Source organism: Pantoea sp., assembly GCF_028283705.1.
GTDB lineage: Bacteria > Pseudomonadota > Gammaproteobacteria > Enterobacterales > Enterobacteriaceae > Pantoea.
Genome location: NZ_JAPWKD010000018.1, coordinates 106,553 through 133,510 on the forward strand (window position 1 = coordinate 106,553; position 26,958 = coordinate 133,510).

At 55.1% G+C, this 26,958-nt stretch carries 27 protein-coding genes; 13 read left to right on the forward strand and 14 right to left on the reverse strand.

The window, feature by feature from the left end; translation table 11 throughout:
- The first annotated feature begins 134 nt into the window (after positions 1 to 134).
- Both PW844_RS15980 and PW844_RS15985 read left to right on the forward strand, forming a co-directional pair.
- A complete protein-coding gene (locus PW844_RS15980) occupies positions 135 to 1,556 on the forward strand; it encodes a M20 family metallopeptidase (protein ID WP_299453712.1) in 1,422 nt (473 codons plus the stop codon).
- Positions 1,553 to 2,827 carry an MFS transporter gene (locus tag PW844_RS15985; protein WP_299453715.1) on the forward strand — a complete coding sequence of 425 codons (1,275 nt, stop codon included), beginning with the start codon at positions 1,553 to 1,555 and terminating at the stop codon, positions 2,825 to 2,827. Before PW844_RS15980 ends, PW844_RS15985 begins: the two co-directional genes overlap by 4 nt.
- 95 nt (positions 2,828 to 2,922) lie before the next feature.
- Here PW844_RS15985 and aldA read toward each other — a convergent pair whose 3' ends face one another.
- From aldA to PW844_RS16000, 3 genes are all read right to left on the reverse strand, one after another.
- Positions 2,923 to 4,359 carry an aldehyde dehydrogenase gene (gene aldA, locus PW844_RS15990; RefSeq protein ID WP_299453718.1) on the reverse strand — a complete coding sequence of 479 codons (1,437 nt, stop codon included), beginning with the start codon at positions 4,357 to 4,359 and terminating at the stop codon, positions 2,923 to 2,925.
- A 201-nt stretch (positions 4,360 to 4,560) separates the two neighbouring features.
- Positions 4,561 to 4,659, reverse strand: a complete 99-nt coding sequence (locus tag PW844_RS15995) for a YoaK family small membrane protein (protein ID WP_139807978.1) — start codon at positions 4,657 to 4,659, stop codon at positions 4,561 to 4,563.
- Between the two features lie 24 nt (positions 4,660 to 4,683).
- Positions 4,684 to 5,007, reverse strand: coding sequence for a hypothetical protein (locus PW844_RS16000; protein WP_299453724.1), 324 nt, complete (start codon positions 5,005 to 5,007; stop codon positions 4,684 to 4,686).
- Positions 5,008 to 5,375: 368 nt separating this feature from the next.
- Here PW844_RS16000 and rhaT point away from each other — a divergent pair, with 368 nt between their 5' ends.
- Positions 5,376 to 6,410: an L-rhamnose/proton symporter RhaT gene (gene rhaT, locus PW844_RS16005; RefSeq protein ID WP_299453727.1), complete on the forward strand. Its 1,035-nt coding sequence runs from the start codon at positions 5,376 to 5,378 to the stop codon at positions 6,408 to 6,410.
- Between the two features lie 37 nt (positions 6,411 to 6,447).
- On the opposite strand, the gene rhaR is transcribed toward rhaT, so the two are convergent.
- Positions 6,448 to 7,311 (reverse strand): HTH-type transcriptional activator RhaR, encoded by an 864-nt coding sequence (rhaR, locus tag PW844_RS16010; protein ID WP_299453729.1) that lies wholly within the window; start codon positions 7,309 to 7,311, stop codon positions 6,448 to 6,450.
- 15 nt (positions 7,312 to 7,326) lie between these two features.
- On the reverse strand, positions 7,327 to 8,148 hold the full coding sequence (rhaS, locus tag PW844_RS16015; RefSeq protein ID WP_299453732.1) for an HTH-type transcriptional activator RhaS: 822 nt from the start codon (positions 8,146 to 8,148) through the stop codon (positions 7,327 to 7,329).
- A gap of 292 nt (positions 8,149 to 8,440) precedes the next feature.
- Here rhaS and rhaB point away from each other — a divergent pair, with 292 nt between their 5' ends.
- Genes rhaB through rhaM form a run of 4 tightly spaced genes read left to right on the forward strand, consistent with a single transcriptional unit; the run spans position 8,441 to position 12,319 of the window.
- Positions 8,441 to 9,922 carry a rhamnulokinase gene (gene rhaB / locus PW844_RS16020; RefSeq protein WP_299453735.1) on the forward strand — a complete coding sequence of 494 codons (1,482 nt, stop codon included), beginning with the start codon at positions 8,441 to 8,443 and terminating at the stop codon, positions 9,920 to 9,922.
- Complete coding sequence (locus PW844_RS16025) at positions 9,906 to 11,162, forward strand: L-rhamnose isomerase (RefSeq protein WP_299453737.1); 1,257 nt, start codon at positions 9,906 to 9,908, stop codon at positions 11,160 to 11,162. The genes rhaB and PW844_RS16025 overlap by 17 nt, the downstream gene beginning before the upstream one ends.
- A 10-nt stretch (positions 11,163 to 11,172) precedes the next feature.
- Positions 11,173 to 12,015, forward strand: a complete 843-nt coding sequence (gene rhaD / locus PW844_RS16030) for a rhamnulose-1-phosphate aldolase (protein ID WP_299453739.1) — start codon at positions 11,173 to 11,175, stop codon at positions 12,013 to 12,015.
- Positions 12,005 to 12,319 (forward strand): L-rhamnose mutarotase, encoded by a 315-nt coding sequence (rhaM, locus tag PW844_RS16035; protein WP_299453741.1) that lies wholly within the window; start codon positions 12,005 to 12,007, stop codon positions 12,317 to 12,319. Before rhaD ends, rhaM begins: the two co-directional genes overlap by 11 nt.
- Before the next feature lie 28 nt (positions 12,320 to 12,347).
- Here rhaM and PW844_RS16040 read toward each other — a convergent pair whose 3' ends face one another.
- The gene (locus PW844_RS16040; RefSeq protein WP_299453743.1) at positions 12,348 to 12,998 is read right to left on the reverse strand and encodes a TetR/AcrR family transcriptional regulator; all 651 of its coding nucleotides are present in this window, start codon (positions 12,996 to 12,998) and stop codon (positions 12,348 to 12,350) included.
- 294 nt (positions 12,999 to 13,292) lie between these two features.
- On the opposite strand from PW844_RS16040, the gene PW844_RS16045 reads away from it, so the two are divergent.
- Positions 13,293 to 13,550, forward strand: a complete 258-nt coding sequence (locus PW844_RS16045) for a YdgH/BhsA/McbA-like domain containing protein (protein WP_021183187.1) — start codon at positions 13,293 to 13,295, stop codon at positions 13,548 to 13,550.
- 46 nt (positions 13,551 to 13,596) lie between these two features.
- Here the strand turns inward: PW844_RS16045 and PW844_RS16050 are convergent, their stop codons facing one another.
- The 4 genes from PW844_RS16050 to PW844_RS16065 form a co-directional block, all read right to left on the reverse strand.
- Positions 13,597 to 14,781 (reverse strand): sugar transporter, encoded by a 1,185-nt coding sequence (locus PW844_RS16050; protein WP_299453749.1) that lies wholly within the window; start codon positions 14,779 to 14,781, stop codon positions 13,597 to 13,599.
- A 172-nt stretch (positions 14,782 to 14,953) separates the two neighbouring features.
- Positions 14,954 to 15,493, reverse strand: a complete 540-nt coding sequence (cybB, locus tag PW844_RS16055) for a cytochrome b561 (RefSeq protein ID WP_299453751.1) — start codon at positions 15,491 to 15,493, stop codon at positions 14,954 to 14,956.
- A gap of 112 nt (positions 15,494 to 15,605) precedes the next feature.
- A complete protein-coding gene (locus tag PW844_RS16060) occupies positions 15,606 to 15,857 on the reverse strand; it encodes a hypothetical protein (RefSeq protein ID WP_299453754.1) in 252 nt (83 codons plus the stop codon).
- 165 nt (positions 15,858 to 16,022) lie between these two features.
- On the reverse strand, positions 16,023 to 17,279 hold the full coding sequence (locus tag PW844_RS16065) for an MFS transporter (protein ID WP_084874905.1): 1,257 nt from the start codon (positions 17,277 to 17,279) through the stop codon (positions 16,023 to 16,025).
- Positions 17,280 to 17,373: 94 nt separating this feature from the next.
- Here PW844_RS16065 and PW844_RS16070 point away from each other — a divergent pair, with 94 nt between their 5' ends.
- From PW844_RS16070 to PW844_RS16085, 4 genes are all read left to right on the forward strand, one after another.
- Positions 17,374 to 18,270 (forward strand): LysR family transcriptional regulator, encoded by an 897-nt coding sequence (locus tag PW844_RS16070; RefSeq protein ID WP_084874902.1) that lies wholly within the window; start codon positions 17,374 to 17,376, stop codon positions 18,268 to 18,270.
- A 135-nt stretch (positions 18,271 to 18,405) separates the two neighbouring features.
- Positions 18,406 to 19,623 (forward strand): ROK family protein, encoded by a 1,218-nt coding sequence (locus PW844_RS16075; RefSeq protein ID WP_299453759.1) that lies wholly within the window; start codon positions 18,406 to 18,408, stop codon positions 19,621 to 19,623.
- Between the two features lie 90 nt (positions 19,624 to 19,713).
- Positions 19,714 to 20,430 (forward strand): dethiobiotin synthase, encoded by a 717-nt coding sequence (gene bioD / locus PW844_RS16080; RefSeq protein WP_299453762.1) that lies wholly within the window; start codon positions 19,714 to 19,716, stop codon positions 20,428 to 20,430.
- A 178-nt stretch (positions 20,431 to 20,608) separates the two neighbouring features.
- Entirely contained in the window at positions 20,609 to 21,982 is a 1,374-nt protein-coding gene (locus tag PW844_RS16085; protein WP_299453765.1) for a nucleobase:cation symporter-2 family protein, read from the forward strand.
- Between the two features lie 92 nt (positions 21,983 to 22,074).
- Here PW844_RS16085 and osmV read toward each other — a convergent pair whose 3' ends face one another.
- The 4 genes from osmV to PW844_RS16105 form a co-directional block, all read right to left on the reverse strand.
- Positions 22,075 to 23,211: an osmoprotectant ABC transporter ATP-binding protein OsmV gene (gene osmV / locus PW844_RS16090; protein WP_299453768.1), complete on the reverse strand. Its 1,137-nt coding sequence runs from the start codon at positions 23,209 to 23,211 to the stop codon at positions 22,075 to 22,077.
- A complete protein-coding gene (gene osmW, locus PW844_RS16095) occupies positions 23,211 to 23,858 on the reverse strand; it encodes an osmoprotectant ABC transporter permease OsmW (protein WP_084874892.1) in 648 nt (215 codons plus the stop codon). The genes osmV and osmW overlap by 1 nt, the downstream gene beginning before the upstream one ends.
- A gap of 9 nt (positions 23,859 to 23,867) precedes the next feature.
- Positions 23,868 to 24,749, reverse strand: coding sequence for a glycine betaine ABC transporter substrate-binding protein (locus PW844_RS16100; protein WP_367187759.1), 882 nt, complete (start codon positions 24,747 to 24,749; stop codon positions 23,868 to 23,870).
- Positions 24,750 to 24,810: 61 nt separating this feature from the next.
- Complete coding sequence (locus PW844_RS16105) at positions 24,811 to 25,527, reverse strand: ABC transporter permease (protein ID WP_299453772.1); 717 nt, start codon at positions 25,525 to 25,527, stop codon at positions 24,811 to 24,813.
- A 321-nt stretch (positions 25,528 to 25,848) separates the two neighbouring features.
- On the opposite strand from PW844_RS16105, the gene PW844_RS16110 reads away from it, so the two are divergent.
- Positions 25,849 to 26,958, forward strand: a 1,110-nt coding sequence (locus PW844_RS16110) for an MFS transporter (RefSeq protein WP_299453775.1), incomplete at its 3' end; no start/stop codon positions are given.

Consider the following 26,958-nt stretch of genomic DNA (forward strand, 5'->3'; position numbering starts at 1 on the left):
GGTGCATGCCTCGTAATCGGGCAGCTAACCTTTGCTTTAAAAGCAAATCTTACTCGATAAATTGATAATTGTGGCAAATCAGCCTTTCCGCAAAGATAAGGATGATGATAAAACCAACAAAAGACAGGGCAAACATGACGGTACAACAGGTCGTTAATCAGGCCAGCGACTATTTCGACAGCGGGGAATTCCAGCAATTACTGGCGCGCCGCGTGGCGCTGGTGACTGAAAGCCAGCGTGCGGATCGCGATGACGAACTGCATCACTACCTGCATCAGGAAATCGGGCCGCAACTGGCGGCACTCGGGTTTACGCTGCACTTTATCGACAACCCGGTCACCGCCCAGCGTCCATTCCTGGTTGCGGTGCGTATGGAGAATCCGGCCCTGCCAACGCTGCTGAGTTACGGTCACGGCGATGTGGTATTTGGCGATGATGAAAACTGGCGTGACGGATTATCACCGTGGCAGCTGACCGAAGAGGGCGATCGCTGGTACGGTCGCGGCAGCGCTGATAATAAAGGTCAGCACTGCGTCAATCTGGCGGCGCTGGAACAGGTCTTCAAGGTGCGCGGCGGACGGCTTGGCTTTAACTGTAAAATGCTGTTTGAAATGGGCGAAGAGATCAGCTCGCCGGGGCTGGCGCAGCTGTGCCAGGAACACGGTGAATTGCTGCAAGCGGACCTGTTTATCGCCTCTGACGGCCCGCGCCTCAATGCGGTACGCCCGACGCTGTTCCTTGGTTCGCGCGGCTGCGTCAACTTTCGTCTTACCATTAACGCACGCGACAATGCCTACCACTCCGGCAACTGGGGCGGTCTGCTGACCAACCCCGGTACTCAGCTGGCGAATGCGATTGCCTCGCTGGTGAACGCCAATGGCGTATTGCAGGTGGCGGCGCTGAAACCGACCTCACTGACGGATGAAGTGCGTGCCATTCTGAGTGATATCGAAGTAGGGGGCATGCCAGGCGACCCGCAGATTGAGGTTAACTGGGGTGAGCCAGGACTGACGCCAACCGAACGCCTGTATGGCTGGAACACGCTGGAAGTGCTGGCGTTTCTCACCGGCAATCCGGCACGGCCGATGAACGCCATTCCTGGTGAGGCCAGCGCAGTTTGTCAGCTGCGTTTTGTCGTCGGGACTGACTGGCAAAACCTGGTACAGCACATCGAGGCGCATCTGCAACAACATGGCTTTGATCAAGTAAAAGTGGAGTTTATGCGCGGATCGCCAGCCACGCGCCTTGATCCCACCGATCCGCTGGTGCACTGGGTGCTGGCAAGCATGGCGGAGATCAGCGGGAAAAAACCGGCGCTGTTGCCGAATCTCGGTGGCTCACTGCCGAACGAAGTGTTCTCCGATATCCTCGGCCTGCCGACGTTGTGGGTGCCGCACTCGTATCCGGCCTGCGGTCAGCATGGCGTCAACGAGCATATGCTGAAATCCATTGCGCGTGAGGGTCTGCAAATCATGACGCGCCTGCTGTGGGATTTGGGTGAGCAGGGCGAGGAACTGATAGCCCGTCACCGTGCCCATGCCGGAGGTGCCAAATGAGCAGCCTTAGCCAAAGCGCACCGGCCAGCGTGGTCAAACCCAGCCTGCATAAAACGCTGTTTGCCACCTGTATCGGCAATGCACTGGAGTGGTTCGACATTGCGGTATATGGCTTCTTCGCCAGTTATATCGCCCATGCTTTCTTCCCGACCAGCGATCCCTCGGTATCGCTGCTGCTGACCTTTGGCAGCTTCGGCGTTTCTTTCCTGATTCGTCCGCTGGGGGCGATTGTGCTGGGCAACTACGCCGATCGTCATGGCCGTAAAAAGGCGCTGCTGCTGTCGATCAACCTGATGATGCTGGGCGGAGCGATTATTACCTTTATGCCGGGTTACGCCTCGATTGGCCTGATTGCCCCGGTACTGATTCTGCTGGCGCGCCTGATTCAGGGATTCTCCGCCGGTGGCGAGTTCGGTAGCTCGACGGCGTTCCTGGTTGAGCATTTTCCAGAGCGCAAAGCCTTTATCGCCAGCTGGCAGTTCGCCACCCAGGGGGCGAGCACCCTGATGGCGTCGGCGTTTGGTCTGGGTCTGACGCAGATCCTCACCGAGAGCCAGATTCAGGAGTGGGGCTGGCGTATTCCGTTCGCGTTTGGTTTGCTGATCGGTCCGCTGGGTATTTATATCCGTCGCCATGTGCATGAACCGGCCAGCTTCGCTGCACAACAGCCGGAAGCGGCACCGCTGAAGCGCCTGTTTGGCCGCCAGAAAGAGCTGATGCTGCTGGCAATCGGGTTGATGGTGATCTCCACTGCGGTCAACTACATGCTCAACTATGTGCCGACCTATGCCACCAAAACGCTGCATCTGCCGGGGGCGGCGGCCTTCACTGCCACGCTGCTGGCCGGGGTGATTCTGACCGTGGTTACGCCGCTGATGGGGCTGTGGGCTGAGAAAGTCGGGCGTGTGCCGTTGATGTGGGGATCGCTTATTCTGCTGCTGGTGACCATCTATCCGGCGTTTAAGATGGTGGTGAACCACACCACCCCGACGACGCTGATTCTGCTGGTGGGTTGGATGGCGCTGCTGAAGTCGGTGTATTTCTCGACGGTACCTTCGGTGATGGCTGACCTGTTTCCGGTGGGTACCCGCGCCAGTGGCATGGCTATCAGCTATAACATCGCGGTGACGGTGTTTGGTGGTTTTGCGCCGCTGATTTGTACTCTGCTGATTAGCGCGACCGGCACCAGCCTGGCACCGAGCTATTATCTGATGGCAGTGGCATTGCTGAGTGGTATCGCGCTGGTGCGCAGTAAACAGCGCCTGAGTTAACCCACTGCGATAACCGTAACCGGGTCGGCATTGATGCCGACCCGGTCAAGAAACGTACTGTTCCGTAGCGGCGCGATTTATCGCGCAAGTCTTTTTTACGAAAACTGCAAATACGCCACATGGGTTTGCAGATACTCTTCCAGCCCGTGACGGCCATCGGCACCGCCGACGCCCGATTTACGCCAGCCCGCATGGAAACCCTGCATCGCTTCGAAATTCTCGCGATTGATATAGGTCTCACCAAACTTCAGCTGACGCAGGGCGATCATTGCGGTATTGAGGTTTTGCGTATAGATCGACGACGTTAGTCCATATTCACAGTCATTTGCCAGCGTGATCGCTTCATCCAGTGTTTTAAACGTCATGACTGGCAGCACCGGTCCAAAGATCTCTTCACGCATGATCTCCATCTCCTGACGTACGCCGGTGATGATGGTGGGTTCAAAGTAGAAACCTTTATCGCCAGCACGTTTCCCACCCAGCAGAACTTTGCCGCCTTGCTCAACCGCCTTCGCCACTTTTTGTTCGACGCGCCCCAGTGCCGCAGCGGTGATCAGCGGACCCATATCGATGTCAGTCAGTTCCGCAGGATTGCCGAATTTCACCTGCTTAAAGGCTTCAGTCAGCGCGTTGATAAAGCGATCGTAGATGCCTTCCTGCACATAAACGCGCTCGGCACAGTTACACACCTGCCCGGTATTGATCACCCGTGAACTGACAATCGCTTTCACCGCCAGATCGAGATCGGCATCATCCATCACGATAGCCGGGGCTTTGCCACCCAGTTCCAGTGACACTTTAGTGACGTTCTTCGCTGCGGCTTCCATGGTGGCGATACCGGCATTGACGCTGCCTGTCAGGCTTACCAGCCCGACTTTCGGGTTCGCCGCCAGCTCCTGGCCGACTTCCGGACCGTAACCGTAAACAAAGTTAATCACCCCTTTAGGCAGGCTGATGTCATGCAGAATACGGGCGAAGATCGCCGCGTTGTTGGGGGTTAGTTCACTTGGTTTGACCACGATGGTATTGCCGGTGACCAGCGCCGGTGCCGCTTTACGCGCAATCAGGAAGAAAGGGAAATTCCACGGCAGAATGCCGGTGGTGACGCCAATCGCCTTTTTAAAGACAAAAATGTTTTCGTTGGGGCGGTCGCTGTTAACAATTTCCCCTTCGTAGCGTCGCGCCCATTCCGCCATATATTCAAGATAATCGGCGGTAAACAGTACTTCGGTTTGCGCCAGCCCCTGGGTTTTCCCGCCTTCGGCAACGATGGTAGCGGTCAATTCCGTCTCATGTTGACGAATACCGGCGGCGATTTTACGCAGCCAGTTGCCGCGCTCAATCGCCGGTAACGCCTCCCAGCCGGGTTGCGCCGCTTCTGCCGCTGCAATGGCCTGGCTGGCGTCCTGCTTTGTGCCTTCCGGCACGCGTGACAGCAGCGCTTCGGTGGCCGGGTTAATCACTTCAATCCATTTATCATTCTGGTTTGCAACAAACTCGCCATTAATGAAATGTTGATGGTGCGTTGTCATCTGTAGGGTCTCCGCGATCGGTTTCGTTAAATTTGTGTGAAATGCAGAGTGAAACAGATCAAGGTGTAGCACCTTTTTATGGCTGCCAGGACGGGCGTGTGGATGGCAAAGACGGGAAGAACAACATGATAAACGCAGCATAACTGGCGAAATGCTGCGTATTCAGCAGGTTACTATGTGGGTCGGCAGAGTCTGAAAACCTCAGGAACCTGGCATCATCGCGCCGCTGGCAATAAACCAGGCCAGAAAGCTGACACCGGCAACAATAATGGCGATAGGAAAAAGCAGTCCGATTTTCATGATTATCCTAAAGTGAATGCGGGTTCAGCCCAGCTGAACCAGGGCACGATGCGTTTTCATCATACTGAACAGCTGAAACTGCGTGGCATCGTCAACTTCACGCAGATGTTCACCTTTTTGATACTGAATACTATGAATATGCCCAAGTTGCCGCCAGACCACGATAGCCGACGCCAGCAGGGCGCAGTTATCCTCGCTTTGCACGCATTCAACACGGGCATAGCGGGTCTCTTCCAGTCCATTAATGAAGATGTTGAGTGACTCAGGCGGCACAATCGCGCGGATATCATCCAGCATCACGCGGCTCACCGGCCTTGAGAGCATCAGCGTCAACCATTTGGTGTTCATCCCAATCCTTCGTCCTGATGATTTTCCTCAACGTTATACGGATTAATTGCGGCCGGGGGAAGGCATGATCCGTGCTTTGTGTGATTGCCATGTTAAGAGGAAGTCTGGCAATCAGGTTAAAACTGTGCTGATCAACACAACATTCCCGGAAAAAATCGATAATAATAAATGAGTTATCTATTTTACCTGTGTAACTGCCTGCAAATGCGGATTTGTGATCCGAATGTTGAATACCCACCGGATATTGCCAACTCCGCCCGTTCCCCGGCAACCATCCAAAGGCTGAGTAAAAGCTGACCGCCGTAGACTCTCGGGTAATCGGGAGACCGTCGGTTTCCTGTTGGCCTCAACCTTACGAAGGAATAACAATGAACAGTGCCATCATTGCAGGTATTTTCTGGCATCTGGTGGGTGCCGCCAGTGCCGCATGCTTTTATGCTCCGTTTAAACAGGTGAAAAAGTGGTCATGGGAAACCATGTGGTCGGTCGGTGGCGTGATGTCATGGCTGATTTTACCCTGGGTGGTCAGTGCGGTGCTGTTACCGAATTTCTGGGCCTACTACGGTAGCTTCAGCTTTTCGCAGTTGCTGCCGGTGTTTTTGTTTGGGGCCATGTGGGGTATCGGCAACATCAACTACGGGCTGACGATGCGTTATCTCGGTATGTCGATGGGCATCGGTATCGCCATAGGGATTACCCTGGTGGTAGGTACGCTGATGACGCCGCTGCTCCAGGGCCGCTTTGTCGAGTTGTTCAGCTCGGAAGGCGGACGATTAACGTTGCTCGGCGTGTTTGTGGCGTTGATTGGCGTCGCCATCGTCTCACGCGCCGGATTGTTAAAAGAACGCGCCCTGGGCATCAATGCGGAAGAGTTCAATTTGAAGAAGGGGCTGGTGCTGGCGGTGATTTGCGGCATCTTCTCAGCCGGCATGTCTTTTGCCATGGACGCTGCGAAACCGATGCACGAGGCCGCGGCGAATCTTGGCATTAACCCGCTGTATGTGGCATTGCCCAGTTATGTAGTGATCATGGGGGGAGGGGCGCTGGTTAACCTGGCCTACTGCTTTATCCGTCTGGCGGTGAAGTCGGATCTCTCTGTACGGGCCGATTTCTCAATTGCGAAGCCGATGCTGATTGCTAACATCGCCTTCGCCGTGCTGGGCGGCACCATGTGGTATCTGCAATTCTTCTTCTATGCCTGGGGACACGCCAAAATCCCGGCACAGTATGACTTCGTCAGCTGGATGCTGCATATGAGCCTGTATGTGCTGTGTGGTGGCCTGGTTGGGCTGGTCATGAAGGAATGGAAAGCTGTTGGGCAACGTCCGGTACGTGTACTGTCGCTGGGCTGTGTGGTGATCATCATTGCGGCGAATATAGTCGGGCTGGGCATGGCATCCTGATTAATCATTGCGGCGCGAATTATCGCGCCGCAATGATTTAATGTGTTTCATTCACCATTATCGGGCGGTTTGGCAAAAAACGCTGCCGCCACGCACTCGGCGTCAGGCCGGTTTCACGCGTAAATACCACCGAAAAATAATTGCTGTCATCAAAGCCGCAACGGGCGGCCACTTCACTGATTAACCAATCCTGAGTACGCAGCAGGTATTTCGCCTGGCATAGCTGTAGCTGACGCAGATAATGGCCGATGGTCATGCCGGTCTGCTGGCGAAACAACTGTTTGAGTGCCCGTTCACCTAATTGATTCTGCTCGCAAAACGTAGCGAGGTCGAAAGGACGGTCAATCGCGCCCTGCAAGGCAGACATCAGCAGGTCCAGCTGTTCTCCCTCCGGCAATACCCAGGGACGATCCGCCGCATAACCGTGGCGGCGCAGTATCAGCGCCAGCTGCAAAAAAAGCGCTTCAGAAAGCTGAATGGAGAGAGGATCGCTTTTGCGGCTTTCCCGCTCCAGCTGGGTGATCACCCCGCGTGCCAGCGCCATGCCGCGCGTGGTTAAGCGCCAGCAACCGGGCGATTCCGCATCGTCGGGCGGCAGCAGCTGGCTCCAGTCCAGTCCAAGATGAAAGCGGTCACGACAGTAGAGAATATTGTCCAGCACCAGATCGTTGACGCTGTCATAGCTGTGGCAGTCGTTATCACGGATATAAAACACATCGCCACAGGTAATCAGCCATGGTCGATCGTTGAGCACATGCAAGCCGTTGCCGCGCCAGACAATCACAATTTCACTGAACTCATGACGATGCGGCGGGAAAGAAGGCTGCGGCAGGCGTTCAGCTACCGCAATCGGCAAAGAGGGTGCCGGGAAATAGTCTTCGCGCGACAATATTAGCGACATGAGGGTCACTCCTAATCACAACATCTGCTGGCGCTCCGCTCTGGGTGCACAGCCAAATTCCCGCCGGAACAAGGTGGAAAAATGGTTGCTGTCACCAAATCCACACTGAAAGGCGATATCCGTAATGCGCAAATCGCTGTGCCGTAACAGGTGGCGCGCCTGTAGCAAGCGCAACCGGTTCAGGTAGCGTTGCGGCGTATTCCCGGTTTGCTGCTTCATCTGACGATGCAGGGTGCGCAGCGACAGTGAAAATTGGTCAGCAAGTGCCTCCCAGACAATCTCTTCACTGTAGTGCTCATTCAGCCAGTCAAGCAACCGATGCAATCGGGCTTCCTGATCCTGGGCTTCGTCGTTGTGACCCGCCTCGCGCAACAACACCAGCAGTTGCAGGAACAACTGTTCCTGACGTGCCTGCTTCTCCAGTGACCAGACGCCTGGCGGATTCATCTGCGTAACAATCTGCAAGGCCTGGTCCATCACCTTGTGGTTAATCCGCCAGTGTGACGCGTAATTGCCATCCTCCTCGCGCGGTAGCAAAGCTTGCAGACCGGAGAGAAAGCGGAAGGCCGCCGGACTGCGATACAGCACGTTGGTCAGACACAGGTTGTCGGTTTGCTCATAAAGATGGCGATCGTGATCGCGAACGAAACACACACAACCGGCACATAGCGCCTGCGGCTGACCATTGAACACATGAATGCCGGAACCCTGTTCTACCAGCACAATTTCGTGGAAATCATGGTGATGTTCAGGAAACGCCTGCTGCGGCACGCGCGGCTCGATGGCGATGGCGTAATCCCCGGCAGGGAAAAAATCTGCGCTGTGTAGAACGGTCATGGCTCGCCTCTCATTATTAACAAAATCGTAACCGAGTCTACTCAGGCGGCTGCCACCTTACCTTGAATTTTCAACCGGGCAATGCAGGAAAATGGCTAATTTTTCAAGATCTCGCGTGTTGTTCGGGAAAATGCGGCGAAGGTCACAACCCGATGCTTGTGTGGTTCTGTGAGCTGTCTCACGAACATCTTTGTAACGGTGCCAGCAGTATTGGCGCGCTGGCAGTAAGGGGAAGGTGACCAGACGGCAGGATTTTTACTCTGTACGCATCTCATCACAGGAAGAACTCGCCATGAGTATGCGTAACATTGTTGCCATTGATTTAGGCGCATCCAGCGGGCGCATAATGCTCGCTCAATGGACCTCCGCGTCTCAGCGCATCACCCTGCGGGAAGTGCGCCGTTTTGCTAATCAACGCGTGCGTCGTGCCGGTTACGACTGCTGGGATCTGGACCATCTGGAGCAGGAGATACGTTGCGGGCTACAACAGCTGGATGAGGAAGGTATCGTGCCGGACAGCATCGGTATCGATACCTGGGGTGTTGACCTGGTGTTGCTGGATGCTGATGGACAGCGGGTTGGCGAGGCAGTGAGCTATCGCGATGCCCGTACCGACGGCCAGATGACGCAGGCAATCAGCGATCTCGGCAAACAGGCCATTTATCAGCGCACCGGCATTCAGTTTCTGCCGTTTAACACCCTGTATCAGCTGCGTGCCCTGCATTTGCAACAGCCAGACTGGCAGGCGCAGGTAGCACATGCGTTGATGATTCCGGACTACCTGCATTATCAATTGACCGGCAACATGAACTGGGAATACACCAACGCCACGACTACCCAATTGCTGAACATCACCAGTGGCGAATGGGACCCGGATTTACTGGCCTGGGCGGGAGTGGATGCCCGCTGGTTTGGCAAACCCTCCGCACCGGGTAACACCGTCGGTTTTTGGTCCAGTCCCCGTGGACACAGGATTCCGGTGATTGCGGTCGCCACCCACGACACCGCCAGTGCCGTGCTGGCAACGCCTTTAATGCAGGATGATGCCGCTTATCTTAGCTCTGGTACCTGGTCACTGATGGGGATTGAGAGCCTGCAACCTTGCCTGAGCCGTACCGCGCTTGACGCCAATATCACCAATGAAGGGGGCGCGGAGGGCTACCGGGTATTGAAAAATATCATGGGCCTGTGGCTGTTGCAGCGGGTGTGCAGTGAACTGCAAATCAGCGATCTGTGTGGATTGATTCAGCAGGCGGCGGATGAACCGGCCTGCCGCGCCCTGATCAACCCCAACGCCAGCCGCTTTATCAATCCCGCCAGTATGGTGCAGGAAATTCAGAACGCCTGTGCGGAACAACATATGCCGGTTCCTCAATCACCTGCCGCGCTGGCCCGCACCATTTTTGACAGCCTGGCCCTGCTGTATCGCCAGGTCATCAGCGAACTCGGCCAGCTACGTGCGGGACCTTTGCGTCAGCTGCATGTGGTTGGAGGGGGGTGCCAGAACCCGTTGCTCAACCAGCTTTGCGCCGATGCCTGCCAGCTGCCGGTGTTCGCCGGACCGGTAGAAGCCTCGACGCTGGGCAATGTCGGCTGCCAGCTGATCGCTCTCGGTGAGCTGCATGATGTGGCTGACCTGCGTCGCTGTATCAGCCAAAACTTCCCGTTAGAAAAATTCGAACCGCTTAACAACAGCGCTTTACGTGCCAGCCAGGCACGTTTTGCCGCGCTGAGCCAACCCGCTAAGGAACTTGCTTATGACAAAGCTGATTGAACAGGCCTTTGACCTGGCGAAACAACGCTACACCGCGATCGGCGTGGATGTGGAACAGGTAATGACGCAACTGGATGGTATCCCGGTGTCGATGCACTGCTGGCAGGGCGATGACGTGCGCGGATTCGAGAACCCGCAAGGTGCTCTGACCGGCGGTATTCAGGCCACCGGTAACTACCCGGGCAAGGCGCGTAATGCTGAGGAGCTGCGCGCTGATCTCGATAAAGCGATGTCGCTGATTCCGGGAGCTAAACGCCTCAACCTGCACGCGATCTATCTGGAAAGCGATAAGCCGGTAGAGCGTGATGCCATCGAACCAGAACATTTCAGCAACTGGGTGGCGTGGGCAAAAAGCAACAAACTGGGGCTGGATTTCAACCCGACCTGTTTCTCACACCCGCTGAGCGCCGACGGTTTTACTCTGGCGCATGCAGATAAGAGCATCCGCCAGTTTTGGATTGACCACTGCAAGGCCAGCCGCCGCATTTCGGCTTCGTTCGGCGAACAGCTGGGTACGGCATCGGTAATGAACATTTGGGTGCCGGACGGGATGAAAGATCTGACGGTGGATCGGCTGGCACCGCGTCAGCGACTGCTGGCGGCGCTGGATGAGATCATCAGTGAAAAACTTAATCCACAACATCATATCGATGCGGTTGAAAGCAAACTGTTTGGCATCGGTGCTGAGAGTTATACCGTCGGCTCTAACGAGTTCTGTCTCGGATATGCCTGTAGCCGTCAGATCGCGCTGACGCTTGATGCCGGCCACTTCCACCCGACGGAAGTGATCTCCGATAAGATTTCCACCGCCATGCTGTATGTGCCACGCCTGCTGCTGCATGTCAGCCGCCCAGTGCGCTGGGACAGCGACCATGTGGTGCTACTGGATGACGAAACTCAGGCGATCGCCAATGAAATCGCCCGTCAGAAGTTGTTCGATAAGGTCCACATCGGCCTCGACTTTTTTGATGCTTCCATCAACCGCATTGCCGCCTGGGTGATTGGTACGCGCAATGCCAAAAAAGCGCTGCTGCGTGCGCTGCTGGAGCCGACGGAACAGCTGCGCAAACTGGAAAGTGAAGGGGATTACACTGCCCGCCTCGCGCTGCTGGAAGAACAGAAATCACTGCCGTGGCAGGCGGTCTGGGAAGCCTGGTGCCTGCGCCATGACGTACCGGCAGATGCCAGCTGGCTGAGCGATGTCCGCCATTACGAACAACAAATTCTGGCTCAACGTTAAGGGACACACCATGCAAAGTATTCTCACTTCCGCGTTTGTACAGGGAATGGTTAAAGCGACCAGTGATATGTGGCTGAAGGGTTGGGATGAGCGCAACGGCGGTAACGTTAGCCTGCGTCTGTTGCCGGAAGAAGTGCAGCCGTATACTGCGGATTTCTATGCTGAACCACGTTGTATTGAACTCAGCAAACCTGCACCGGCACTGGCAAATGACTGGTTCCTGGTGACCGGGTCCGGCAAGTTTTTCCGCAATGTTCAACTTGATCCCGCCGACAGTCTGGTGCTGCTGCAGGTCGATGACCGCGGGCTGTCATACAAAATTCACTGGGGATTGAGCAATGGCGGCTTACCGACCTCAGAACTGGCTGCCCATTTCCAGTCGCACAGCGTGCGTAAGCAGGTGAGTCACGGTGCTGACCGTGTGATTATGCACTGTCACGCCACCAACTTTATGGCGCTGAGTTACGTAGTGGAGCTGGATTCCGCGCGCTTCACGCGCCTGTTATGGGAAGGCAGCACCGAATGTCTGGTAGTGTTCCCGGATGGCGTGGGTATTCTGCCGTGGATGGTCCCTGGCACCGATGGCATTGGTCAGGCAACGGCAGATGAAATGGCGACACATAGCTTGGTAATGTGGCCTTTCCACGGCATCTTTGGTGCGGGGCCGACGCTGGATGAGACCTTTGGTCTGATTGATACGGCGGAAAAATCCTCGGAAGTGGTTGTCAAAGCGTTGTCGATGGGAGGGATTCGCCAGAGTATTACCACGGAACAACTGATCGCGCTGGGTGAACGCTTTGGTGTCACCCCCTGGCAGGCGGCGTTGCAGGTGGAGCGGGCTAATGTTGCGTAGAGCCTTTGTCATGCAGGTCCATGCGGATTGCCATGAGGAGTACCTGCGCCGTCATTCGCCCATCTGGCCGGAGCTGGCTGAGACCCTCAAAGCGCATGGAGCGCATAATTACGCTATCTGGCTGGATGCAGAACGCCATTTGCTGTTTGCCAGCGTTGAGATTGAATCAGAAGCGCGCTGGCAGGCGGTGGCACAAACAGAAGTCTGCCAGCGTTGGTGGGCATCAATGAAAGATCTGATGCCGTCCCACGCCGATAACAGCCCGGTTAGCGCAGCATTAAAACCGATGTTTTTCCTGCCATAAACCCGTGGCGGCGTGAACTCCCGCGCCGTCACGTCCTTACTGAACAATAGCCCGCCAGAGCAGGCCAAATCGCCATTTGTGTATCAACGATTTGCTCTAAATCTTCCCGGCTAGCACCTTCACGGGCGCGTACTGACATCCCCTGGAGCACGCAGGCGAGAAAACTGGCAAGCGTAGTGGTATTGCTACAGGCAGGCAATTCACCCTGTTGCTGACGGGTTGCCAGGAACTGCTGTAACGCGTGCTCCTGCGCATGATGCTGCTGCTCCAGCATGCGTGCTACCTCTTCAGAACCGGCGGAAAGGGCGCTGGAAGTACAAATGAAAAAACAACCGGCCGGTTTGTCACACTCGGTAAAGCAGGCCGCGGTGGCGCGGAAATACGCCTCTATCGCTGACTTAACATCCAGTGCTACATCATTCAGCACGGCATTACGTTGTGCACTAAACCGTTCGATATAACGCTGCATGGCGGCCTTAAACAGACCTTCTTTGTTTTCGAACTCAGCGTAGAGCGTGGGGGCTTTCGCACCTGTAGCGCTCACTAAATCCGCCAGCGAGGTGCCTTCATAACCGTGTGCCCAGAACAGCATCAACGCTTTATCCAGCGCATCATCGCGATCAAAGACTTTGGGTCTGCCACGACTTTTGCGGATCACCGGTTCACTTATCTGGCTCATACATCCTCACAACGGCGAAAACATATCATTAAATTACCGATCATTAAATTAATATGCAAGGGCAGCGGGTAAAGTGATGTCCACACTTTGCCCGTTTGTGCTTTTGATCGGAAAAACCGCCTGATCCGTCAAGTGTAGATCGACGCCAAAGCCCATACTCACGCTACTTCCCATTAAAATAACGAGCGTTAATAAAATAGTTGACGCGCATACGGCTTTGGATCTAGCATTTACTTAACGGTTGTTAATTTAATGGCGACTGACCCTAATTTCATCTGCAAAGAGAGACAAATCATGAAAAGCATTAAACTGACCCTGGCCGCTGTGGCCCTGTCATCAATCGCGTTTGGTACCATGGCTGCTGATCTGGTGAGCGAAGCACCAGTGAATCAACAACAAATTGGTGTGGTAAGCGCATCAGGTAGCACGGATTTGACATCGCTGGAGAATCAACTGGCGGAGAAGGCGAGTGCTGCCGGAGCAAAGTCTTTCCGCATCACTTCGACCTCTGGCAACAACAACCTGCATGGCACCGCAGAACTCTATAAATAAGAAGGGGCTGGCTTCAGATAACAGCGTATCTGAAGCCCTTTTTCGACTATCCGTTCGAACGCAACTGCGGATAGCGACGGAAGATGTAGATGCACCAGAACAACGCGACCAGACCAATTAACCCACCCACATTACCCACATCCGCCATGTTTAAATGCAGGCTAACCTGGTTCCCCAGCAGCGCTCCGGCACCAATACCGATGTTATAAATGCCGGACATCAGCGACATCGCCACATCGGTCGCGTCTGGTGCCAGCGACAATACCCGCACCTGCATCGCCAGCCCGATCATCATCATGGCCATACCCCAGAAGATACAGAGCGTGGCAATGGCTGCCGGACGCACGGCGGCAAAGATCAGCAAACCCATGCTCAAGGTAATCACGGCGATGGCCGCAATCAGCAGGGCTGAGGGATATTTATTGCCGAGGGTACTGAACAGCACGCTACCGATAATCCCCGCAGAGCCGAACAGTAGCAGTAACAAGGTGGTGAAGTTCTCCCCGGAATTCGCTACCACTTGCATAAAGGGTTCGATATAGCTGTAGGCGGTATAATGGGCGGTCACCACCACTGTCACCAGCACATACATACTGACCAGCGCCGGTCGGCGAAACAGCATCGGTACGCTGCTGAGCGATCCGGTGTGTTCGCTTGGCAGACGCGGCAGAATACGCACCAGTAACACCAGCAGCACCAGGGCAGACAAACCAATCATGCCAAAGGTGGTGCGCCAGCCCAGATACTGACCTACGACGCGGCCAATTGGCACCCCCAGGACCATCGCCAGCGCGGTGCCGGTTGCCAGCATACTCAGCGCCTGGGTCTTTTTACCCGCCGGAGCAACGCGTATCGCCAGCGACGCGGTAATCGACCAGAACACCGCATGGGCGAGGGCGATACCGATACGGGAGAGCACCAGTGAGGTGAAATCCCAGGCCACAGACGAAAGCACATGGCTGGCGATAAACAGCACGAACAGAATCGATAGCAGCAGGCGGCGTTCAATATTGCGCGTCAGCAACATCAGCGGCAGCGATAACAGCGCCACTACCCAGGCATAGATGGTCAGCATGATGCCGACATCAGCCGTTTTCATCGAGTAGCTGGCGGCGATATCTGACAACAAGCCGACCGGCACAAATTCGGTGGTATTAAAGACAAAAGCGGCAATGGCCAGCAGCACCACGCGTAGCCAGGCCGTTTTACGGGAGACGGTTGTTGATTGCATTAATTTCAGATCAGTGAGCAGCAAATGAAGGGCGAAAGACACCCATGTAAAGTGACATCCATCACAATTTGTGCCTATTGTGATGGATTAAAACGCGGAGGGAAACCTTCTAAGCGCGTTTTATTGCTGAATATTTTTTATCGCCAACGCTAAAGTCAATAGCCTGAGGTTATCAGCCGCGTTTGCGTGCCGGCATTATGCGCAACAGCGTGTTGTCTTTGAATACGTAATGGTGCAGTAATGCTGCGGCTGCATGCAGGCCGATTAACCAGTAACCGAGTGGAGCGAGGGTCTCATGCCAGCTGATCAGGCTATCGGCGAGATCAAAATTCGGGGTTGCGCTGACGGGCATCACCACGCCAAATAATTGCCAGGGACGTCCATTCAGATACTTCGAGGTTACTCCCAGAATCGGCAATACCAGAAACAACGCGTACAGCAGAAGATGCATCAGGTTGGCTAAACCCTGTTGCCAGCGTGGCGGGGGCGGCAGGATATCGGGTGAAGCGTGACGATGGCGTAACACACCACGCGCCAGCATCAGTACCCATACCGATACACCGCAGCTATAGTGCGTCATTATCATCAGATTCCGCGCCCATGAACCACGCGGAACCAGACCGCGCAGTTCAATGGTGGTATAGGCAATGGCGATCAACAGCACTGTTAACCAGTGCAGGGCGATTTGTGACTTCGCGAATTTTTCCCGCATCAACGATCCAACCTGAAGCCAGTTTTAGTGTCTCTAACATAGCGAAATGCCGCAGGAAAACTTAACAAAATGGCGCACCGCTGCGACGGAATCCAGGCCGGGATTATCAGAGTCACACCAGGTGTTTTAGCGCCACGTTATTCTGAGTCGTCAGGTTTTTTTTTACCAAAACCGGACAGCAATGTTCGCAGCCCATGGCGCTGGGGAAAAATTTACGCGCCTGCTGAATTGCGGCGTTAGCGGTATAAAAAGTGCCAAGAAAACGCCGTGCCGCGTCGGGGGGAAGGAAGGGACAGCCGGTGGCATGAACCACGTGATTGTCATTATAACCTGCGTGCTTATCGACATAATAATAGAGTCCCATCTGACTTCCTCGTTGCTGTGAAAAAAAAGTCTAACAATAGTTGGAATAGAACAAATTATAGCTAGCAATTGATATTTTGTTTTGATTGGGACTAAAGGTTTATCAGGAAGTGTTTTTTGCGTGGGAAAACGGGGCGCAATGACCCCGTTATAAAGATGCAGGCTACTACAGTTTACGGCACTGCAAACGCCAGCCGACCAGCAAAGCCAGCACCAGCAGCATGCTGATAAACAGCGTAACGCCGCTCCAGCCAAAGCTGTGCCAGAACACGCCACCTAAGGTACCGGCGACACTGGAACCCGCGTAGTAACTGAAGAGATAGAGGGATGATGCCTGGCCTTTTGCACGACGGGCGCGCGGACCAATCCAGCCGCTGGCAACCGAGTGAGCGGCAAAGAAACCTGCGGTAAACAGCATCATGCCGGGCAGGATAATCCACAACGTATTGAATGCTGTCAGTAATAATCCGCACAGCATGATGGCGGTGGCAGCGATCATCACCGGACCGCGTCCAAAGCGACTGGTCATGGCACCGGCTTTTGGCGAACTCCAGGAGCCCGTCAGATAGACCACAGAGAGCAATCCCACCACTGCCTGGCTGAGAAACCACGGGGCACTTAACAGGCGGTAGCCAATGTAGTTGAACAGGGTGACAAATGCGCCCATCAGCAGAAAACCTTCGGCGAACAACAGCGGCAAGCCCTTATCTCGCCAGTGCAGACGGAAATTGATCAGCAGGTTATGTGGACGCAGAGAAGCCGGGCGGAAATGACGCGAAGCAGGCAGGATTTTCCAGAACATCAACGCGGAAGCCAGCGAAAAACAGCCAATCACCCCAATGGCAATGCGCCATGAAAACAGATCGGTCAGCACCCCGGTCAGCAGACGTCCGCTCATCCCGCCAATCGAGTTACCGCTGATATACAGCCCCATCGAGAAGGCGATCACGCGTGGATGAATCTCTTCGCTCAGGTAAGTCATCCCGACCGCAGCCACACCACTGAGCGATAAACCAATCAACGCACGCATCAGCAGGATGCCGTGCCAGCTGGTCATCATGGCAGAAATGACGGTACAGATGGCCGCCAGCATCAGTGCGGTGACCATCACCGATTTGCGACCAATAGCATCCGACAGCGGGCCAGTGACCAGCAATCCCAGTGCCATCAGGGCAGTCGAAAGTGACAGCGAGATACTACTGGCCGCTGGCGATACACCAAACTGCTGGGAAAGCACGGGCAGAATAGGCTGGACGCAATAGAGCAGGGCAAAGGTGGCAAGACCGGCAGAGAACAGGGCAAGGGTAACACGCATAAATTGCGGCGAACCACGTTCAATCCATGTTGCTGATGCGGGAACTGAGGCAGGCACAACGGATACTTCGTCCTCGTCGAGTGTCACAGCCTGAGAAGAGCGACTCACGGAAAATCCTTAAGATTATGAAGGTATTGATATCGTAGGAAAGGTTGAATAGGTTGTACAATATATTAATAATCTCGAATGAGACGTTTAAAATATGAATATCGAACTGCGTCATCTGCGCTATTTCATTGCCGTGGCTGAAGAGTTGCATTTTGGTCGTGCTGCTCAGCGCCTGAATATTTCACAGCCGCCGCTCAGCCAGCAGATCCAGCAGCTGGAACAGGAGATTGGTGCGCAGCTGTTTACCCGTACCAATCGCAGCGTGCAACTGACCGCCGCCGGGCAGCAGTTTTTACTGGATGCGCGCGGGATCATGCTGCAGGTCGAACAGGCCGCCAGCCGTGCCGTCCGGTTGCATAATGGTCAGGAAGGGGAGCTGCGCATCGGTTTTACCTCATCCGCGCCTTTTACCGGGCTGGTTTCTGATGCGCTCTACCATTTCCGTCAGCGCTGGCCGGAAGTCCATATTCAGATGCAGGAGATCAACACCCGGCAGCAACTGGCACCGTTGCATGAAGGACGCCTCGACCTGGGTGTGATGCGCAATACACCGTTGCCTGCTGATTTGCAGCATCAATTGTTGCTGCGTGAGCCGCTCTGTGCGGTGGTGCATTGGGCGCATCCGCTGGCCGATGCCGAGTCCATCTCCATCCAGGCGTTGGCCAATGAACCCTTTGTTTTCTTTGATCCCCAGGGCGGCACTGCCTTATATGGTGAGATTCTTGCCTTGCTGCATCGTTACCAGATCAAACCTTTCGTAACCCAGGAAGTCGGTGAGGCGATGACCATTCTCGGGCTGGTAGCGACCGGGCTGGGGGTGTCGATATTACCCGCGTCGTTTCGCCGCGCACGGCTGGCTGATGTGGTATGGCTACCGCTGCATGAAAGCGATGCACTTTCGGAGGTATGGCTGGTGTGGTCAGCCACCCGCGAACCCAGTGCGCAGATGGCGAATATGATGATGCTTTTACAGCGCAATGCTGAAACTTAATCCAGTAGGTGAGAAAAACACCAGGCTTTATGTGCGATAAATCACATATCTAATCAAATATTTGGCGCTATCCGCCATTCTGCCGCACCATAGTTGCTATTTATTTAGAAGCGCGAAAATAACCGGGAGCAGGGCGTGAATCAGGACAGTCAACCTGGCCACATTGACCAGATAAAGCAGACCAATGCAGGCGTGGTTTACCGACTGATCGATCATTTCGGCCCGATTTCGCGTATAGAACTTTCCAAACGCGCCCAGCTGGCGCCTGCCAGCATCACCAAAATCGTCCGTGAAATGCTGGATGCGCATCTGGTTCAGGAAACCGAGTTTCAGGAAGCGGGCAGCCGTGGACGTCCGGCTATCGGCCTGCTGCTGGATACCCTGGCCTGGCACTATCTGGCGGTGCGTATTCAGCCTGGTCACATCACCCTGACATTGCGCGACCTCAGTAGCCGAGCCTTGCAGGAGGAGCGTCTGCCACTGATCGTCGGTCCGGACAAGCCGTTGTTGCAGGAGCTGCTGGAACTGATCGATGCCTTTTTTATCCGTCATCAGAAAAAACTGGAGCGCCTGACGGCTATCGCCATCACGCTGCCGGGCCTGATTAACGCCGCATCCGGTGTTGTGCACCGTATCCCCGGTTACGATATTGAGGATATGCCGCTGGGCGAGACCCTGTCGCAACGCAGCGGTGTGCCGGTTTTCGTGCAGCATGATATTTCCGCCTGGACTCTGGCTGAATCGCTATTTGGCGCATCACGCGGGGCGCAGGACGTGATTCAGATTGTGATTGATGAAACGGTGGGAGCCGGGGTGATTACCGGTGGACAATTGCTGCACAAGAGCGGGCGGGCGCTGGTGGAAATTGGTCACACGCAAATTGATCCTTATGGTCAGCAGTGTTACTGCGGCAATCATGGCTGCCTGGAAACCGTCGCCAGCATTGGCAGCTTGCTCAATCTGGCGAAATTGCGCCTGCCGACCCAGCCGGAGAGCCGCCTGCACGCGGCCCCGCTGACGATTGAAACCTTGTGCCAGGCTGCACAGCAGGGCGACCGTCTGGCGAGCGATGTCATTGCCGGGGTCGGGCATCATATTGGCCGCATGCTGGCAATGATGGTTAATATCTTCAATCCACGCCAAATTCTCATCGGTTCTCCCCTCAATCAGGCCGCTGACGTCCTGTTTCCTGCCGTCAGCAGCACCATTCGCCAGCAGGCATTACCGGCTTACAGCGATGAAATCCAGCTTGCCCCCACCGTGTTTAACGATCCCGGCACCTTAGGGGCTGCGGCGTTAATCAAAGATGCCCTTTATTCCGGTCATTTGCTGGTAAAACTGCTCCAGGGTTGATTAGCTCGCCCTAAGTTTGCGCTAACGCAATCTGTCAGGTACGACATTTACTTACACTGCCCCTTCGTCACCTCTGGTTCACATCGCTAAATGTTAGGAGGAAGGGTGAAAACACTCTTTATCACCGGTACCGACACCGCGGTGGGCAAAACCGTGGTTTCCCGCGCGCTGCTGCAGTGCTTTGCACAGGCAGGTCAGTGCGCTGTGGGTTATAAGCCCATTGCTAAAAGCGCAAAACAGACTCCTGAGGGTTTGCGTAACAAGGATGCACTGTTATTGCAGCAGGCTTCTGGCCTGGCATTACCTTATGCCGCGATCAATCCTATTACTTTGGAAGAGGATGAAATCAGCACCAGTCCCACCCATCAAATTGATTATCCGCTGCTCAGTAGAGGGCTGGCTGCCTTGCAGGAGCGCGCCCCGCATGTGGTGGTTGAGGGAACGGGCGGCTGGCGCTGCCTGATGAATGACCTGCAACCGCTCTCAAGCTGGGTAAAACAGGAGCAGTTGGCAGTGATTCTGGTGGTCGGGATTAAAGAAGGATGCATCAGCCATGCTTTACTGACTGCCGAGGCCATAGCACAGGATGGTCTGCCGCTGGTGGGTTGGGTTGCCAATCGCATCAACCCTGGGCTGGCACATTATGCTGAAATCATTGATGTACTGAGTGAAAAGCTGGCCGCACCGTTATTGGGTGAATTGCCCTATCTGCCGCGTGCGGAACAGCGAGATCTGAGTGGTTACCTCGATCTTTCGCTGCTGGATAACCGTCTGTCGCACAACGACAGTGCAAAACCAGCAGCCTGATGAAACGAAAAGTGGCAAATGCGAAGTGGCTGAATCTAAGGTTGCAGATTCGGCCGCCTTTTTTGCCAAATTAATCCCCTTAAAATTCAACATCCTGCCAAAAATATCACTGAAACTTATTGCTCTGGCGTGATTCATGCATCAGCTGACCTGATGAATTTACTGCCGGAGCACCGTTATGTCGCACTCAGATGAAAAAGGTTTGCTGTACGGGCTGGAAGCACGCATAGGCCCAGCCCCCGCATTTTTTGCCGCACTGCAACATGTGTTGGCCAGCGTAGTGGGGATCATCACGCCACCGCTGATTATTGGTTCGGTACTGGGATTACAGGCTTATATTCCTTATCTGATTAGTATGTCGTTACTGGTCTCTGGTCTGGGTACCTTTATTCAGGCGCGGCGTTTTATGGGCATCGGCGCTGGGATGATCTGTTTACAGGGCACCAGTTTTGCCTTCCTTGGCGTGATCCTGTCTGGCGGCCTGATGGTGAAAGCACGCGGCGGATCGCCGGAAGAGATCATGGCGATGATCTTTGGTTGCAACCTGATCGCTGCGCTGATCCCGATGCTGATCAGCCGCTGTATCGCGCCATTACGTAAAGTGTTAACGCCAGTGGTGACTGGCACGGTGATCACCCTGATTGGCATCAGCCTGATAAAAGTCAGCATCACTGATTGGGCCGGTGGTCATAACGCGGCTGACTTCGGCGCTCCGTGGAACCTGGCGCTGGGCGCACTGACGTTGTTGGTGATTGTGGCACTCAACCGTTCACGTAACCGCTGGGCACGACTGATTGCAGTGGTGGCGGGCATCGCCGTAGGTTGTATTGCTGCCGCACTGACCGGCCATCTGCAACTGAAACCGATGGTAACCAGCAGCTGGCTGGTGATGCCGGGCTTTTTCCGCTTTGGCTTCAACTTCGACTGGGCGATCTTTGTGCCGATTGCGCTGGTTTCTGTGATTAGCGTTATCGAAGCCGTTGGGGATCTCACCGCAAACTGCCTGCTGTCGCGCCAGCCAATTGAGGGAGAGGGCTTCCAGCGGCGTTTGCAGGGCGGCATCCTGGCGGATGGCATCAGCTGCGTGCTGGCCGCTATGTTCTCTGCTTTCCCGAACACCACCTTCGCGCAGAATAACGGTGTCATTCAAATGACCGGCGTCGCCAGCCGTTATGTCGGCATGGTAATTGGTCTGATGCTGGTGTTGCTGGGCGTGTTCCCGGTGATTGGCAATTTGTTGCAGCAAATTCCGCCGCCGGTATTGGGTGGAGCAACGCTGGTGATGTTCGGTAGCGTAGTCGCTGCGGGGATCCGCGTGATGACGCAGACGCCGCTGGGACGGCGTGAAATGTTGATCGTGGCGGTGTCATTTGGTCTGGGTCTGGGAGTAGAAGCGGTACCGGATGTGCTGAAACAATTCCCGATGATCATCACCAATTTGTTTGGCCATGCGGTGACCACTGGCGGCATCCTGGCAATTGTGCTCAACGTGATGCTGCCATCAGAGCAGAGCAACGCAGCACTGACGACTGCGGCAGAGGACTCCCATTAAACACTGACGTAGCGGCGCGATTTATCGCGCGGGTTTTTCCCGCATCGTGCACGGGATTGCGCGATAAATCGCGCCGCTACGGATCAGTGCGGTTAAGGGTTTAACCGCCGACGTGTCCGCCCCGAACTCAGATAGTCCGCAATATAATCCTGCGAAATCTCCCCGCTGTAACGGCCATCCTCATCGACAATCGGCATCCATACCAGATTGTGTTCATACAATTTGGACAGGACGACACGCAGGTTCTCTTCGGCTTTGCCGGTGACGGTAAAGGTATGCAGCATTTCTTCACAGCGTCCATTGGCCCCGCGTGCTTCGCGGCGTTTCACAAAGCCCAGCGGCTTACCATCATTATCTACCACCGTTACCGAGCGCATATCGTTATCATCCATGGTGGCGAAGGCTTCCTGTAGCGGGGTGCTACGCTGCACGGTAATGGTCGGCTGCTGATCGGTGACGTCACCCGCCTGCACCAGCAACAAACGTTTCAGGGTCCGGTCCTGGCCGACAAACGATCCAACAAAATCATTCGCCGGTTTCGCCAGCAATTCATCCGGGCTGGCGCACTGCACAATTTTGCCCTGTCCAAACACCGCAATGCGGTCACCGAGCTTCAATGCCTCGTCGATATCGTGGCTGACCAGCATAACCGTCTTCTTTAATTGCCGTTGCATGTCGAGGAACTCATTCTGGATCACCTCGCGGTTAATCGGGTCAACAGCACCGAAAGGTTCATCCATCAGCAGTACCGGTGGATCTGCCGCCAGCGCGCGGATCACGCCGATCCTCTGCTGCTGGCCACCGGACATCTCACGTGGGTAGCGATGCAGGAATTTTGTCGGATCAAGCGCTACCATGCTCATCAATTCGGTCGCACGTTCGCGGCAACGCTTTTTATCCCAGCCTAGCATGCGGGGCACCACGGTAATATTCTCTTCAATCGTCATATTGGGGAACAAACCAATCTGCTGGATCACATAGCCGATATTGCGGCGTAGTGTCACGGTATCCTGCATGCTGGTGTCTTCACCATTGATCAAAATTCTGCCGCTGGTTGCGGGAATCAGTCGGTTTATCATTTTCAGCGTGGTGGTTTTGCCGCAGCCAGAAGGACCGAGCAGCACACACATTTCCCCGACGGGAACCTCCAGGCTGACGTTATCAACAGCATTGAAGCGGGTGCCGTTTTTCTGGGTAAAGGTTTTCGTCAGGTTTTCCAGTTTTATCATTATCGAATCCCCTTAGGAGTCAGCGCCGACTGCAAACGATGCAGCAGCCAGTCAAGTACAATAGCCAGCACACAAATCATCAACGCACCGGCAATCAACATCCGCACATCGCTGCCGCTGATGCCATCCAGCAGTTGCAGGCCCAAACCACCCGCACCGATCACCGCGGCAATTGCCATCACGCCGACATTCATCACCACGGCGGTGCGGATACCACCAAAAATCACCGGCAATGCCATGGGGATCTCGACCCAGCGCAGGCGCTGCCAGAAGGTCATACCAATGCCACGTCCCGCTTCCCGCAGACCCGGTGGTAAGTTCTCTAGTGCGGTATGGGTGTTACGCACAATTGGCAGCAGTGAATAAAGAAACACGGCGGTGATGGCAGGCAGGGCACCAATACCCTGACCGATCAGCGAAAACAGCGGAATCATCAGGCCAAACAGCGCGATGGTCGGAATAGTCAGCACAATGGTGGCAATGCCCAATACCGGCGTCGCCAGCCATTTAAAGCGCACAATCAAAATGCCGAGCGGCACGCCAACGACAATGGCAAAACCCACCGCCACCAGCACCAGCCAGGTATGCTGCCAGGTCAGGGCCAGCAGGGTGTCCCAGTTATCCATGATGTAATGCAGGGTATCCATTGCGCCTCCTTACAGCATGTTTTTGGATTGAAGGAAATCACGCGCCACCTGTTCAGGGGACTGGTGATCGATATCGACGCGTTTGTTCATCTCAGTGATCGCCTCGTCCGTGATCAACGGCGACAACTGATTCAGCGCCGCTGCCAGCCCGGGATGGCTCTCCAGCACATCTTTCCGAACTACCGGCGTGACGTTGTAACTTGGGAAGAAGTGCTTATCATCTTCCAGCACCTTGAGATCGAAGCCTTTGACGCGTCCGTCAGTGGTATAGATCAGGCCGGCATCGACAAAGCCTTCCAGCACCGCGTTGTACACCAGACCGGGGTCCATCTGCCGAATCTGTGGGCGGTCAAGCGGCATGTTATAGGCCTTCTGTAACGGCTTGAGGCCATCAGAACGCCCGGCAAACTCCAGGTCCAGCCCCAGCTTCCAGTTATGATCCGGGTCGGTCTTACGAATCTGCTCCAGCTTTGCCACCAGCTGCGACATAGTGCTGATACCTTCCTTGTCAGCACGTTCGCGTTTCATGGCGAAGGCGTAGGTATTGTTCATGGGTGCCGGGTCCAGCCAGATCAGCCGCAGCTTACCGTCGAGATCTTTCACCGTTTGATAGGCCTGTTGCGACGACATCGGCTTATTGATGTGGTTAAAGATGATCAGCGACGTCCCGGTATATTCCCAGGTCATATCAATCTGTTTGTTGATCATCGCGTTACGACCAATGGTGGTGGCGATATTGGTTTTTGGGATCACCTGAAAACCTTTCTTTTGCAGCCACAACACCGTCATGGCGGAAAGGATGTGCTGCTCGGTAAAACTTTTGGTCGCCATCACGATGGGAGTGGCAGCCGCAGCGGCCTGGCTGAGTGCCAGGGTTGCGGTCAGCGCCAGCGCAGTGCGTTTCGCCCAGCGCGCCAGCAGGTTGGCAGTGGCCATCACAAGACTCCTGTGGTTATGCCGCTGAGTGCGGGCTGAGGATGCGTCCCACTGCGGCAAGCAGCATATCGAGAATCAGCGCGAACAGGGCGGTTGCCGCTGCACCGAGAATCAGCGTTGGGAAATCGTTGAGATAGATGCCCGGAAAAATCAGCTCGCCGTAGCTGCTGGCACCAATCAAAAACGCCAGTGGTGCCGTGCCAACATTGATTGCGGTGGCAATCCGTACCCCGGCGAGGATCACCGGCAGCGCGTTGGGGATTTCCACCTGGCGTAAACGCTGAAATTTGGTCATGCCAATACCGTTGGCGGCTTCGAGCAGCGAAGGGGGCACCGCGCTCAGTCCAGCAAAGGTATTCCGCACGATAGGCAGCAGAGAGGCAAGGAACAGCGCAATTAACGCCGGACGATCGCCGATGCCGACAATCACCATCGCCAGGGCCAGCACGGCCAGTGGCGGCAACGTGTTGCCGACGTTGAAAATCTGCATCACGTACTCGGCCCAGCGCCGGGCAAACGGGCGGCTTAGCAAAATGCCGCTGGGAATGCCGACCAGCAGCGCGAAGAACATCGACCAGAACACCAAAAACAGATGCTGTTGCCCAAGGTAGATTAAATCCACCCGACGGGCGCGCAGCGTATCCAGCCCGAGTCCCCAGACCAGCAGCCCCACCACCACCAAAATGGCAAGCACTGCCAACCCGGCTCGTCGGGCAAGCGATGCGTTTTGCATAGCGTGCTTCTCCCTGAATCATAAAAGCGTTTAAAAAATTAAGATTGCAGATAAAACGACTACTTAATGTCACTTTTCCAGTGAAAACCGGGAAAGGGGTTTTAGACCTATAGCAACCTAAAACGAAACATGCCAGTTTTCAGGGGAAAATCAGACAGATAGAAAAAGGGGAAAAAATGGGTTCAGCCCGCATGAAATCAGGCAATTTATGACAATAAAAAAAATTCATCGAATTATGTGACAGCGTCACAACAGGGCGCACGCAGAGGAAATTGACGACGGCAAATTTCGTCTAGCCTTGAGACAGAGGAAGGTAGAAAAATGACTGAGAGCGCAGAAATACAAACGGGAAACCGCCACTGGATCCTCGTAGCCTGCATGCTGGCTATGTTTATGGCGGCAATTGAGGTCACCATTGTGGCGACTGCGATGCCCACCATCATTGCCGATCTGGGCGGCTTCTCGCAATTTGGCTGGGTTTTCTCCATTTATCTGCTCACCCAGGCGGTGACGGTGCCGCTTTACGGGCGGCTGGCAGATATGTGGGGCCGGAAAACGCTATTTTTTGTTGGCGTTTCGCTGTTCCTTATCGGTTCGGTGCTGTGTGGTTTTGCCCACAGCATGACATGGCTGATTCTGTTCCGTGCTTTTCAGGGGCTGGGGGCGGGAGCCATCATGCCGCTGACCACCACCATCGTCGCGGACATCTACTCACCGCGCGAACGCGCCAGTGTGCAGGGCTGGCTTTCCAGCGTCTGGGGAGTGGCGGCAATACTCGGCCCGCTGAGCGGTGCCTGGCTGGTGCAGCACTTCAGTTGGGCGGTGATTTTCTGGGTCAACGTGCCGATTGGGTTGATCTCCATGCTGCTGCTGGCGCGATTCCTTCCCGCACATGAACAACAACAACCTTGTGCATTGAACATCACCGGCTGCGCCTGGCTAATGCTAAGCGTCAGCGCGTTACTGATCGCCTTGTTACAGGCAGAAGTGCTTGGCTACTGGTTGCTGTTTTTCGTGCTGATGGCGTTTATCGCCGCGTTTTTCCTCAAACGTCATGAGCAACGTGCGGCGGCCCCCCTGTTCCCGCTGGCCATCTGGCGCAGCCGGTTAATTGTGGCGGGCAATGCGGGCAATCTGATTATCGGGGCAGCGATGATGGGGATCAGCGCTTTCCTGCCCACCTGGATTCAGGGCATTACCGGTGGCACACCGTTACAGGCGGGCAGTGCGCTGGCGATGATGTCGATTGGCTGGCCACTCGCCAGCACCCTGAGTGGGCGACTGATGCTGATGACCTCTTACCGCTTTACCGCCCAGCTGGGGGCGCTATTGTTAATTGCCGGTAGCGCGTTATTACTGCTGTTGCGCGCCGACAGCAGCATTTTGCAGGCTGGACTCACCGCTTTTGTCATCGGCACGGGCATGGGGATG